Origin of the sequence: Paenibacillus sp. FSL H8-0537 (genome assembly GCF_038051995.1) — a bacterium.
In the GTDB taxonomy this organism is placed as follows: domain Bacteria; phylum Bacillota; class Bacilli; order Paenibacillales; family Paenibacillaceae; genus Pristimantibacillus.
Map to the genome: position 1 here is coordinate 1,784,437 of NZ_CP150290.1, position 12,296 is coordinate 1,796,732.

Annotated in this window: 11 protein-coding genes; 8 read left to right on the forward strand and 3 right to left on the reverse strand. The window is 49.4% G+C overall.

Features of this window, described 5'->3' with window-relative positions:
• Positions 1-8 precede the first annotated feature (8 nt).
• The 6 genes from MHB80_RS07450 (at position 9) to MHB80_RS07475 (ending at position 5,595) form a co-directional block, all read left to right on the forward strand.
• Complete coding sequence (locus MHB80_RS07450) at positions 9-1,076, forward strand: ABC transporter ATP-binding protein (protein WP_341281564.1); 1,068 nt, start codon at positions 9-11, stop codon at positions 1,074-1,076.
• Positions 1,077-2,006, forward strand: coding sequence for an ATP-binding cassette domain-containing protein (locus MHB80_RS07455; protein WP_341281565.1), 930 nt, complete (start codon positions 1,077-1,079; stop codon positions 2,004-2,006).
• A gap of 401 nt (positions 2,007-2,407) precedes the next feature.
• Positions 2,408-3,496, forward strand: coding sequence for a sulfate ABC transporter substrate-binding protein (locus tag MHB80_RS07460; RefSeq protein WP_341281566.1), 1,089 nt, complete (start codon positions 2,408-2,410; stop codon positions 3,494-3,496).
• Between the two features lie 43 nt (positions 3,497-3,539).
• A complete protein-coding gene (gene cysT / locus MHB80_RS07465; RefSeq protein WP_341281567.1) occupies positions 3,540-4,406 on the forward strand; it encodes a sulfate ABC transporter permease subunit CysT in 867 nt (288 codons plus the stop codon).
• Positions 4,407-4,411: 5 nt separating this feature from the next.
• Complete coding sequence (gene cysW, locus MHB80_RS07470; RefSeq protein ID WP_341281568.1) at positions 4,412-5,293, forward strand: sulfate ABC transporter permease subunit CysW; 882 nt, start codon at positions 4,412-4,414, stop codon at positions 5,291-5,293.
• A gap of 56 nt (positions 5,294-5,349) precedes the next feature.
• On the forward strand, positions 5,350-5,595 hold the full coding sequence (locus MHB80_RS07475) for a YezD family protein (protein ID WP_341281569.1): 246 nt from the start codon (positions 5,350-5,352) through the stop codon (positions 5,593-5,595).
• Positions 5,596-5,723: 128 nt separating this feature from the next.
• Here MHB80_RS07475 and MHB80_RS07480 read toward each other — a convergent pair whose 3' ends face one another.
• Positions 5,724-6,374 (reverse strand): hypothetical protein, encoded by a 651-nt coding sequence (locus MHB80_RS07480; RefSeq protein WP_341281570.1) that lies wholly within the window; start codon positions 6,372-6,374, stop codon positions 5,724-5,726.
• Positions 6,375-6,636: 262 nt separating this feature from the next.
• Positions 6,637-6,783, reverse strand: coding sequence for a YqzM family protein (locus MHB80_RS07485; RefSeq protein WP_099516602.1), 147 nt, complete (start codon positions 6,781-6,783; stop codon positions 6,637-6,639).
• A gap of 169 nt (positions 6,784-6,952) precedes the next feature.
• Between MHB80_RS07485 and uvrC the strand changes: the two genes are divergently transcribed.
• Positions 6,953-8,986 (forward strand): excinuclease ABC subunit UvrC, encoded by a 2,034-nt coding sequence (uvrC, locus tag MHB80_RS07490; protein ID WP_341281571.1) that lies wholly within the window; start codon positions 6,953-6,955, stop codon positions 8,984-8,986.
• Here uvrC and MHB80_RS07495 read toward each other — a convergent pair.
• Complete coding sequence (locus MHB80_RS07495; RefSeq protein ID WP_341281572.1) at positions 8,952-10,601, reverse strand: CPBP family intramembrane glutamic endopeptidase; 1,650 nt, start codon at positions 10,599-10,601, stop codon at positions 8,952-8,954. The two genes, uvrC and MHB80_RS07495, sit on opposite strands and share 35 nt — an antisense overlap.
• A gap of 335 nt (positions 10,602-10,936) precedes the next feature.
• Between MHB80_RS07495 and MHB80_RS07500 the strand changes: the two genes are divergently transcribed.
• The gene (locus MHB80_RS07500; protein WP_341281573.1) at positions 10,937-12,280 is read left to right on the forward strand and encodes a TrkH family potassium uptake protein; all 1,344 of its coding nucleotides are present in this window, start codon (positions 10,937-10,939) and stop codon (positions 12,278-12,280) included.
• Positions 12,281-12,296 lie beyond the last annotated feature (16 nt).

Genomic DNA, 12,296 nt, shown 5'->3' on the forward strand with positions numbered 1-12,296 from the left:
AAGCATAAATGGAAAAGCTGCTCGAGGTAAAAGATTTGTGCGTTTCCTTCGGTACGCACGGCGGCGAGGTACAAGCGGTCAGAGGCATTAGCTTTGACCTGTACAAAGGCGAGACGCTTGCCATCGTAGGGGAATCGGGTTCTGGTAAAAGTGTCGCTTCACAAACGATTATGAAGCTCATACCGATGCCGCCAGGCAAAATTACGAATGGCGAAATTTTGTTTGAAGGCGTAGATTTAGTGAAAAAGACGGATAAGCAAATGGAGAAGGTACGGGGCAAGGATATCAGTATGATATTCCAAGACCCGATGACTTCGCTTAATCCGACGATGAAGATCGGACCGCAAATTATGGAGGTGCTGAAAAAGCACCAAAAGCTTTCCGGCTCCGTTGCAAAAGAACGTACGATTGAACTGCTTCGTCTAGTCGGCATTCCGATGCCAGAGACGCGGATTAACCAATATGCCCATGAGTTTTCCGGTGGTATGCGCCAGCGGGCGATGATTGCGATTGCGCTAGCGGCCAATCCAAGATTGCTCATTGCGGATGAGCCGACGACGGCGCTTGACGTAACGATCCAGTCGCAAATTTTGGAGCTGATCAAAGATTTGCAGCAAAAAATCGGCATGTCCGTCATTTTCATCACGCATGATTTGGGCGTCGTTGCAAACGTGGCTGACCGTGTAGCCGTTATGTATGCGGGTCAAATTGTTGAGGTTGGAACGGTCGATGAAATTTTCTATGATCCGCGCCATCCTTACACATGGGGACTGCTTGCATCCATGCCGAGCCTTGATATGACGGATAAAGCCGAGCTGCTGGACATTCCGGGCACGCCTCCTGACCTGACGAATCCGCCTAAGGGCGATGCGTTTGCACCGCGCAACCGCTACGCGCTGGCGATTGATTTCGAGGAAGAGCCGCCGATGTTCCAAGTATCCGAAACGCATTATGCCAAAACATGGCTGCTGCACCCGGATGCGCCGAAGGTGGAGCTGCCGGAGCAGGTTAAGCGGAGAGTTCGTAAATTGGCAGCGTCTTTCGATAAGCCGGTGCTCGCGGAAGGAGAGGCTTAAATGGCGAAGAAGCTGCTTGAAATCAAAAACCTAAAGCAATATTTCAATGAAGGCCGTCCGAATATGGTGAAAGCTGTCGACGATGTCAGCTTCGATATTTACGAAGGCGAGACGCTTGGACTTGTTGGCGAGTCGGGCTGTGGCAAATCAACGACCGGCAGAACGATTCTACGGCTGTATGACGCGACGGACGGGCAAGTGCTGTTCAGTGGTGAGAATGTTCACGGACGCAAGTCCAGGAGCGAACTGAAGCGTCTGAACCGCAAAATGCAAATGATTTTCCAAGATCCATATGCCTCGCTCAATCCGAGGATGACCGTTGGCGATATTATTGCCGAGGGCATTGACCTCCATGGTCTTGCAAAAAATAGCAAGGAGCGTATGGCGAGAGTGCATGAACTGCTGGAGACGGTAGGCCTGCACAAAGACTATGCGAATCGTTACCCGCATGAAGCGTCTGGCGGACAGCGTCAGCGGATCGGTATTGCTCGCGCGCTTGCGGTCGATCCTGACTTCATCATTGCCGATGAGGCGATTTCCGCGCTTGACGTATCCATTCAGGCCCAAATCATCAACCTGATGAAGAAGCTGCAGCGTGAGAAAAACCTGACTTATTTGTTTATTGCCCATGATTTGTCTATGGTTAAATATATTAGCGACCGCATCGGCGTGATGTACTTCGGCAAGCTTGTAGAGCTGGCTTCTGCGGATGAGCTTTACAACAATCCGATGCATCCTTATACGAAGTCGCTGCTGTCGGCCATTCCGATTCCCGATCCGGAGACGGAACGCGTGCGCAAACGGACGCCTTATGATCCCAATGTGCATCAATATACGCCAGAGGACCTTCCGGAAATTCGTGAAGTGAAGCCTGGGCATTTTGTATATTGCTCGAAACGTGAGATGGAGCAGCTGCAAGCTTCTCATTAAAATGGATTTAAGCCATTAGGCTTAAAACTTGCAGCAATTCCGCTGCTAGCACGAATAGAAAGGATCGCTTTCAAATCAGTAAAGCCTTACGGCTGTGCTGCTTTGAGAGCGGTCCTTTTTTGCGTGGAAGCTTCCGGTTTCCTACCGTTTTCTCTAGGTAGGAGTGATGCTGTAACCGCAGGGAAACAGCAATCTTTTTACCGAAATGGTTTTAACATAAATGAATCCACCTAATTTCGAAAACCCTATTGACTAAACAAAACCACGCTGGTAGAATCCATCCATAACCAACTAAGCGGGTAGGAATAATATTTTATCTACCGGACCACCGGCGGCAAAACATTACTCATGTATCCAGGACTGCAGGAGAAAAAAAGAAAAAATCAGGGGTGTGAGGATTTATGTTAAAGGGGAAATGGTCGGTTTCATTATTGCTTGTATTGGTGCTCATCTTGTCCGCATGCGGAGCAAATGGAGGCAACCAGGGAGCAGGAGCAGGAGAGTCGCCAGCTGCATCAACAGACGCAAGTACCGCAGGAGAGAAACCAGCAGAACCAGTCAAGCTGCTAAATGTATCGTATGACCCGACTCGTGAGCTGTATGAGGAATATAATAAAGCCTTTTTAACCTATTGGAAAAATAAAACCGGCCAGGACGTGACGATCAGCCAGTCCCATGGTGGATCAGGCAAGCAAGCACGCGCAGTTATTGACGGTCTGAAAGCAGATGTCGTCACACTGGCGCTTGGCTACGATATTGATTCATTGGTAGAGCCGGGCCTGCTAAGTGCAGACTGGCAGTCCAAATTCGAGCACAACAGCTCGCCGTATACGTCAACAATCGTGTTCCTAGTACGCAAAGGCAACCCGAAGGGCATTAAAGACTGGAATGATTTGATTAAAGATGGCGTGGAGGTCATTACGCCGAACCCGCAAACGTCGGGTGGAGCTCGTTGGAACTATTTGGCGGCATGGGGCTATGCGCTGAAGCAGAATAACAATGACGAAGCGAAGGCGCAGGAGTTCATCACGCAGCTGTTCAAGCATGTACCCGTACTCGACACAGGCGCGCGCGGAGCAACAACGACCTTTGTAGAAAAAGGAATTGGCGATGTGCTGCTGGCTTGGGAAAATGAAGCATTCCTATCCATTAAGGAGCTTGGACCCGATCAATTCGAAATCGTCTATCCATCGGTCAGCATTTTGGCGGAGCCGCCTGTAGCGGTCGTTGATAAAAATGCCGAGGCTAATAAAAGCACTGAAGTAGCTAAAGCTTATCTGGAGTATTTATATTCGGATGAGGGCCAAGAGATTGCAGCTAAAAATTACTACCGTCCGATTAATGAGACGATTGCTGCAAAATATGCTGATACATTCAAAAAGCTGGATCTGCTGACGATCGACGGAGATTTTGGCGGCTGGAAAGTGGCGCAGGAGAAGCATTTTAATTCCGGCGGCATATTCGAAAAAATTTACACGCCAGGCTCGTAATGATCGAAAGGTACAGCATAATGTGGAATGGAGCTGACGAAGCATGTTAGGTTCCAGGTGGAGCAAAGGAAGGAGCAGAGGCGGCAAAGCGCGAAACGTTTTGCCCGGCTTCGGCCTATCAATGGGGTTTGCAATTGTGTATTTGAGCTTGATCGTTCTAATCCCGCTAGCCAGCGTATTCATTAAGACGACAGGGCTCAGCTTTGCAGAATTTTGGAGCACGGTAACGAATCCAAGGGTTCTGGCTTCTTACCGAATCAGCTTCTTCACCGCTTTCAGCGCCGCAGCCGTCAATATGGTGTTCGGCCTGCTCATTGCGTGGGTGCTGGTACGCTACCGTTTTCCGGGCAAAAAATTTATCGACAGTCTCGTCGATCTACCATTCGCGCTGCCGACAGCGGTGGCGGGAATTGCGCTGACGGCGATTTATGCGCCGAATGGCTGGATGGGCAAGCTGCTGCAGCCGATTGGGCTCAAGGTGGCCTATACGCCGCTCGGCATTACGATCGCCCTTATCTTTATAGGCATTCCCTTCGTTGTCCGTACGGTGCAGCCAGTGCTGCAGGACCTCAATAAAGAAATAGAAGAGGCCGCAGTTATGCTTGGCGCCTACCGGATGCGTACCTTTTGGAAAGTAATATTGCCTGAGCTGATGCCGGCTCTGCTTACGGGGTTCGCCCTGGCGTTTGCTCGCGGCATTGGCGAATACGGCTCCGTCGTATTCATCTCCGGCAATATGCCGATGAAAACGGAAATCGCCCCGCTTCTTATTATGACGAAGCTGGAGCAGTTTGATTACGCAGGGGCTACCGCAATCGCACTCGTGATGCTCGTCGTCTCGTTCCTGCTGCTGCTGTTCATTAATTTCATGCAGTGGCGGATTAACCGCCGCGTCGTAGAAGGAGGCTAAGCAGGATGGCTGGAGCAATTACAACGCATTTATCGAGCGAGGCCTCCAAGCGGCCTAAGCATATTAATGAACCGGTACTGGTGCGAATTGTGCTCATAACGGTAGCGCTCATTTTCCTCGCGCTGGTCGTGCTGCTGCCGCTCGTCTCTGTCTTTGTTGAAGCGTTTAAGAAGGGCTTTGATGTTTACCGCGCCGCGATCACCGATCCCGACGCATTATCGGCACTGAGACTGACGTTGCTCGTAGCCGTAATCGCCGTGCCGCTGAATACGCTGTTCGGCATATCCGCTGCATGGGCAATCAGCAAGTTCCGTTTTCGCGGCAAGCAGTTTTTAATTACGCTCATTGATTTGCCGTTTGCCGTATCTCCGGTCATATCCGGACTTATCTATATTCTAATGTTTGGCGCACAAGGCTTCTTCGGTCCTTGGCTCGATTCTCATGGCATTCAGCTCGTCTTCGCCCTGCCGGGCATCGTGCTGGCAACTGTATTCGTCACGGTGCCATTCATTGCCCGTGAGCTCATACCGCTCATGCAGGCGCAGGGAGTCACAGAAGAGGAAGCGGCGGCAAGCCTTGGCGCGAAGGGCTGGCAAATTTTCTGGCGGGTCACCTATCCGAACATTAAGTGGGGCCTGCTGTACGGCATTATATTGTGTAATGCGCGAGCGATGGGTGAGTTTGGAGCTGTCTCGGTCGTATCGGGCCACATTCGCGGACAGACCAATACGCTGCCGCTGCATATTGAGATTTTGTATAACGAATACCAATTTTCAGCTTCATTCGCCGTTGCATCGCTGCTCGTTATGCTGGCGTTCGTAACGCTTATCGTCAAGTCGCTTATGGAATGGCAAATGAACAAACGGGCTTCTGCCCAAATCGTCTGACGCTGCGATAAGGTGAAACGGCTGTATTTTAGTATTAAAAAAAGGAGGAGAAGACAATGGCAAAACCTTTGGAAATCGATCAGCAGTGGCTGAAACGAATTGCGGATCAGGTGGGCGGGCTGCAATATGGAAGTGTAAATATTACGGTGCATGACGGCAGAATCGTTCAGATTGATCGGACAGAGCGGACGCGCTACGATCAGCCCTCCAGCAAGCAGCAGGAAGCTCAGAGCGTTAAGCAGCAAGCAAGCAATAGCCATAATAATAGCAGCAGTAATAGCAACAAGCATCAAACGGCTTAAATTTTGTAGAGGCAGTTGTCAGCATAAAATAGTGTTTTAGACTGACCCTGCAAATTGAAACAGCGACAGCCAAGGACGAGAAAATAAAGTCCTGGACGGTCGCTGTTTTATTGAACTAATGTTACCCATTAGCTTAAAGTCTCGGTAATCGAAATTAGCCAATCACGGTTGCTACGCTCGGCCAATACCTCATACTGCAATGCCTTACCCATAGTCGGTCCCATTTCCGCCCAAATCAACTGCTGTATTTCATTATCTCCAACGTAAACTGCTTCATTAGAACGAATTGTTAAGTACTCAATAGTGTGTTTATCTACATCAGGCACATGAATTCGACTCTTTGTGGTTCCAAAAATCCGGAATTGAAATGAGGTTTCTTCTTTACGATATAACAGACTTACACCAACGAACGTATCATTTGGTTTAAGATCTCGCACAACATCTTTTCCGGTGTTTGCACTCTCAATAGCCATTTCATCGATTTCTTCCTGAGTCAAATTGTCAAATCCATAGTAAACCTGAATCCCCTTCACTTCCGCATTAGCAGGGAATACGGGCTCCCATGATGACGCTTTTGCCTTTAATTCGTCGAGACCATCCAACCAATTCACTGGTGCGTAATTTGTTTGCTGACTGATTTTTTTATCATCCGCAAGGTATATTCCTTTTCCAAAACCAGGCTTTAACTCGCGAATAACGATATCAATAGTGCTCTCCGCTTGAAGTGAAGCGACATTCAAAATTCCTAATACTTCTCCCTTTTCATTCCTCATTTCCAAAGTCTGATCTCTCCTTTAAGGTAGTAAACCTCATTCAACGTACCTATAGTCTACAGAAAACGGACGATAATAAAAACCTGACAATGTACAGTAATTTTCGTATATCCCTCTTAAGTTAATCTGCCCATTAGCTTAATGGAGCGTTAGCAATCGCATATTATAATGACAAACAGGCAGTATAAAGAAAGAAAAAGAACCTTCGAATCATCCGCTAAAAGCGGAATCGAAGGTTCTTTCTTTTAATGCAGGGCTTGCTATTTGTTTACGATATGATAAATTTCACGATTACAGCTGCAGCAAACATGACAGTCATTAGACCAAGCATGCCACCAAAGCCGAACACTACATCCATCAAGTCGTGGCGCGGTTCTTCGTTATAATGCTCGCGCGGGTCTCTAACGTTCTCCATAACAAGCGTCCTCCCTTGAAAACGATTTAGCTACCAATAGTATACCCAACTATCTGAATAATTGTAAAGCAAAACACGGCAACTATTGTAAACGGAAGGACTCTGCTGCTGGCCCTAATCTATGTTACAATAAGGCATGGGAACAGATGTCCGTGAGGGAGGTTTGGAAATGAATCAGCATGAGGAGAAACAGGCGGTCAGCCCGGCTGAAGCGGCGGAGCTTATTCGTCACAAGCTGGCGCTGCTTCCGGACCAGCCCGGCTGCTATTTGATGAAGAATGGTGAAGGCACAATCATTTATGTCGGCAAAGCCAAAATTTTAAAAAATCGCGTCCGCTCGTATTTCAATGGCTCTCATAATGGGAAGACGCAGCGCCTCGTTGCGGAAATCCGCGATTTTGATTTTATATTGACGAAGAGCAACATGGAGGCGCTCATTCTCGAGTGCAATCTCATTAAGCAATATCACCCGCGCTATAACGTTTTGCTGAAGGATGACAAATCCTTTCCTTATATAAAAATTACGCATGAGCAGCATCCAAAACTCGAGGTAACCCGCAGGATGGCCAAGGATAAGGGGAAATACTTCGGCCCTTATCCGAATGCTTATGCAGCCCAGCAGACGAAGAAGCTGCTGGACCGGCTGTATCCGATGCGCAAATGCAAGACGCTGCCTGACAAGGTATGCCTGTATTATCACATGGGGCAATGTATTGCGCCTTGTGAATATGAGATCGAGCCCGGCACCTATGAGGCGATGGTTCAGGAAATTACCCGTTTCCTGAATGGCGGCCATGATGTGGTGCGGACGGATTTGCAGCGTAAGATGGAGGCTTCCGCCGAGCAGCTGGAGTTTGAGCGGGCGAAGGAATACCGCGATCAGATTATTGCCATTGATGCGGTGATGGAGAAGCAGAAAATTACGATGTCGGACGCCTTAGACCGCGATATTTTCGGCTATGCCGTCGAGAAGGGCTGGATGTGCGTCCAGATCCTATATATGCGCCAAGGCAAGCTTATTGAGCGCCATGGTACGACCTTCCCTTATTATGGCGAAGAATACGATGATTTTATGACCTTCGTAACTCAATATTATAGTGAAAACCCTGCGCTGCCGAAGCAGATCTTGCTGCCACTTGCACCAGAGCAAACAGAGCTTGCTTTGGCTGCGGGCAAGCCAGCAGTAGGAACGCAGGAGACGACCGCAGCCTATCTTGAACAGGAGGCGGCGTCAAGCGCAAATGAGGCAGCAAGGGATATGGTTGATGCAGCGAGCTTAGTCGTTGTGGTTGATGAAGATACGCAAGAGGAAGCCCAGCAGCCCAAAGAGAAGGAGCTGTCCGTTGCTGAGGAGGCCGCTGCTGCGCTGCACCACTGGCTGAAGGTCAAGGTGCTGCTGCCGCAGCGCGGACGCAAGAGCGAGGTCGTCTCGATGGCGACGGAGAACGCCAAGGTTGCGCTTGCCGACAAGTTCCGGCTCATTGAGCGGGATGAGGAGCGCAGCGTCAAGGCGGCGGCAGGGCTTGCCGAATGGCTCGGCTTGCCGCAGGCGACCCGAATTGAGGCGTTTGACAACTCCAACATTCAAGGGACGAACCCGGTATCGGCAATGGTCGTATTCATTGACGGCAAGCCGGACCGTAAGGAATACCGCAAATACAAGGTCAAGACGGTCGTTGGGCCAGATGATTACGAGACGATGCGCGAGGTCATTCGCAGACGCTATGAGCGGGTGCTGAAGGATCAACTGGTAGCGCCGGATCTCATTGTCGTCGATGGCGGCAAGGGACAAATTTCCGCAGCGATTGATGTGCTGCAAAATGAGCTGAACCTGTTTATTCCGGTATGCGGCCTCGTCAAGGATGCCAAGCACCGGACGGCCCAGCTCATGACTGGCGATCCCGCCGAAATTATTCCGCTGCCGCGCGACAGCCAAGAGTTTTATTTGCTGCAGCGCATACAAGATGAGGTTCACCGCTTCGCGATTACGTTCCACCGCGAGCAGCGCGGCAAGTCGATGGTCGTCTCACAGCTCGATGCCATTCCGGGCATAGGCGAGAAGCGGCGCAAGCTGCTGCTGAAGCATTTTGGCTCCATCAAAAAAATAAAAGAGGCCACGGTGGAAGATTTCCGGCCTCTTTCAATAGGAGATAAGCTTGCCGCACAAATTATTGCGGCACTGGGGGAGGAGGCGTCGCCGTAAGCTGCGGCGGCCTTCCTCCTTTTTTTCTATGCCATATCCGTATGATATAGGCAATGGGAACGGGCAGAACAGCGTAGAAAATCGCTGCCCCGATATTTAAAGCGCCGCCAACAGATACGAGCGAGAAGCCCATTAAGAGCGAATCAAATATCGCATGAACAAATATGGCGGTAATGAGGCTGTAGCGCAGAAAAATGTAGCTGAAGATCATCCCGATAATTATGAGCTCAATCAGCCTGGTGTAAAATGGGAAGATCGGATAGGCGACATGCCCGAGCGCCCACAATATAGTCGGGATCAAGGCAGCGACATAAATATTTTTGAACCATCTGCGGAACAAGGCAATGCCGAAAAATCGGTAAATGGCTTCCTCGGAAATCGCTGCGCACCAAGCCAGCATCGGCATGAGCCACAGCCATTTGATGTTGTAGGGAGACTGGGTCGCATCGCTGGTGCTCCAACTGCCGATTGCCGATTCGAGCACCAGAAAAATGACCGATTGCACGCCCAGCAAAATCAGGGCAATCAAATAACCGAGTCCCATGCTGCGCCATACATGCTCGCCGTAGTTTTTTTCCCGGAAGCCTGGCCATACCGGACGTTTCCACGAGCGCCACATGCCGTCTCCGGCGACGAAGGAGAAATAGACGGCCGCGCCAACTGGAATGAGCAGAAGCGCAGTAAACCATGCCATGAAGGACACCTGACCATCGCTCATCACTTGTTCGCCTTGCTGAGCTATGATGCCGTCCATAATGCCTAGATTGTTAATAATATAAAAAACGGTGAAAATAAGGCTAATGACAATGCCGCGTTTGAATGTCGTATGACGGCGGTATAATATCGCATAAATAATAGCAAGCACCAGCGTGATGAAAGTCATGTAGGTGAGGCTAATCAACGATAAGACGTCGGCCGTATTTTTTTGCTGCTCAACAATGGCGACATAGTCTGAGGGTGGAACAAAGGCGGGCTTATAAGTCGAAATAATGGTTTTGTCGCCATTCTGACTGAAGCCAAATCGCAACTCAAGCTGAGAGCTGCCTGCTGCATAGCCTGTTGGATGAATGACGACCTGTCCAAGGGAGTTAACGGTAGCATCGTTCAAATCCTTGGCTTGAAAGCCTTGCGTAGTCGCAAAGCTGGCCGCTGCATCGATAAGCTGCTTCTGCCCATTAATGGAAAGTGCGCTCGTAGCTGCTCCAATGAGATTCCATGCGACAACGCTGCCGCTTTGCATGTGGAGATAGACGAACGCGGTGCTGCCATTGTCAAGCGTAACTTGTGTTTGATAGGTGTCGAGCGGAAACTGCTGCATATATTTGGACGCATAATCCTCGTACAGCTTTTCCTTTATCAAATAGCCAGTTTCATTGCTATCGGTTTGATAAACGGCGTGAGCGTCCGTAACGTTAACGCCGAACTGCTTCTCGGCAAATTCCGTTGCTTTTTGCAGGGCTGCCTCATTGCCAATAACGTTGCCCTGTGATTCCGATGCGCCCGAATCTGGGCCGCCAAGCATGGGCATGATTTGCAAAAATATAAAAACGACAGCGCCAATGACAGCGGCCCATACAAATTTCTTCCACTCGCGTGGAGCAATAAATTCAATCATAATTCACCTCAATTTCAGTTTAATCAAAAAATAAAGCATAGTGCTCTTAACATACCATATTAAACCATATCATCGCCAATCTAACAGCTTGGTCAACCTTTAGACAGCTTTTCAGCACTGTCCGCATTCATAAAACAGAGAAATAACGATATTCGGCAAGCTAATGGGTGACTGTCTACCTTGCAGGGCTGTTTTTGAATGAAATCAGCTGTTTTTATTGCAAAAGGCTGTTTTATACCCGGTGCGCTTTAAGCTTATAATCGTTAAGTCATCTGTAATTGAAAGCTGCAAGGTGAAACTTGAACAGAATAAAAGGCATTATTAAGGTGGATGCAATGAACATTTCGTTTTTTTCCTTACTTAAATGGTCCCCGCCACGCATATTGGTCGTGGGCTTTGCGATTATTATTATGCTGGGGGCTCTGCTGCTATCCCTGCCATTTGCCTCGGCCGACGGCAGCGGGCTGCGATTTCTGGATGCTTTTTTTACAGCTACCTCGGCAACTAGCGTGACGGGGCTTGTGGTCGTGGATTCCGGTACCTATTTCTCGGTCGCTGGACAGGTTATTATTATGCTGCTGATTCAGATCGGCGGGCTCGGCTTTATGACGATGGGCACGCTGTTCGCGCTGGTACTGAAAAAGCGCATATCGCTGCGCGAGCGGCTCATTTTGCAAGAAGCCATGAATCAGGGGAGCATGGAGGGCATCATTCGGCTCATCCGCAAGGTCATTGTATATTCGTTATCCTTTGAGCTCGTCGGCACGCTGCTGTTCACACTGCGCTTCGCTTACGACATGCCGTTTGGCAAGGCACTGTATTTCGGTGTGTTTCATGCTGTATCGCTGTTTAACAATGCAGGCTTTGATATTTTTGGCGACTACCGCAGCTTGACGCTGTATGTGGATGATCCGATTGTGAACCTGACTGCCATGCTGCTTATTATATCCGGGGGTCTCGGTTTTATCGTCATCTCGGATTTGCTGGAATTCCGCCGCCGCAAGGGGCTGTCGCTGCACAGCAAAGTGGTGCTGGTTATGACAGGATCGCTCATCGCAGTCGGAGCGGTCGTTATTTTCATATTTGAGTTTTCGAATATGAGGACGCTTGGCTCGCTGGACTGGGGCGGAAAAATTCTGTCTTCCTTCTTTCAGTCCGTCTCGCCGAGGACGGCAGGGGCTAACACGCTGAACTATGCCGACTTACGGCAGGCGACTTTATTTTTCACCATTATATTAATGTTTATTGGCGCATCTCCCGGCTCGACTGGGGGCGGGATCAAGACGACGACGTTTATGACGCTCATAGGGGCGGTTGTCGCGATGTTTCGGGGGAAAGAGGACATTGTACTGTTCCGCTTTCGCCTCGGCAAGGAGCGGGTGCTCAAGGCGCTTACGATTACGATGCTGTCGCTGTCGCTTGTCGTAGTCGTTACGATGCTGTTATCCGCAACGGAGGATCAGCAGTTTATTAAAATTTTGTTTGAAGCAACCTCCGCCTTCGGAACGGTAGGACTGTCGATGGGCATAACGCCAGAGCTGAGCGATTTTGGGAAAATTATCATTTCCATTACGATGTTCGCTGGGCGTCTAGGACCACTGACGCTAGCTTACGCGCTTAATCCGAAAGTTAGCAAGGAGCTTTATCGGTATCCAGAAGGCAAAATTACAATTGGATAGGGGAAACACGGATTCA

Bases quoted from the DNA above. Each gene is read 5' to 3' on its own strand.
- MHB80_RS07475 (WP_341281569.1), top strand. From the start codon at position 5,350: ATGGCAAAACCTTTGGAAATCGATCAGCAGTGGCTGAAACGAATTGCG.
- MHB80_RS07460 (WP_341281566.1), top strand. From the start codon at position 2,408: ATGTTAAAGGGGAAATGGTCGGTTTCATTATTGCTTGTATTGGTGCTC.
- MHB80_RS07495 (WP_341281572.1), bottom strand. From the start codon at position 10,601: ATGATTGAATTTATTGCTCCACGCGAGTGGAAGAAATTTGTATGGGCC.
- MHB80_RS07500 (WP_341281573.1), top strand. From the start codon at position 10,937: ATGAACATTTCGTTTTTTTCCTTACTTAAATGGTCCCCGCCACGCATA.
- MHB80_RS07450 (WP_341281564.1), top strand. From the start codon at position 9: ATGGAAAAGCTGCTCGAGGTAAAAGATTTGTGCGTTTCCTTCGGTACG.
- MHB80_RS07485 (WP_099516602.1), bottom strand. From the start codon at position 6,783: ATGGAGAACGTTAGAGACCCGCGCGAGCATTATAACGAAGAACCGCGC.
- cysW (WP_341281568.1), top strand. From the start codon at position 4,412: ATGGCTGGAGCAATTACAACGCATTTATCGAGCGAGGCCTCCAAGCGG.
- cysT (WP_341281567.1), top strand. From the start codon at position 3,540: ATGTTAGGTTCCAGGTGGAGCAAAGGAAGGAGCAGAGGCGGCAAAGCG.
- MHB80_RS07455 (WP_341281565.1), top strand. From the start codon at position 1,077: ATGGCGAAGAAGCTGCTTGAAATCAAAAACCTAAAGCAATATTTCAAT.
- uvrC (WP_341281571.1), top strand. From the start codon at position 6,953: ATGAATCAGCATGAGGAGAAACAGGCGGTCAGCCCGGCTGAAGCGGCG.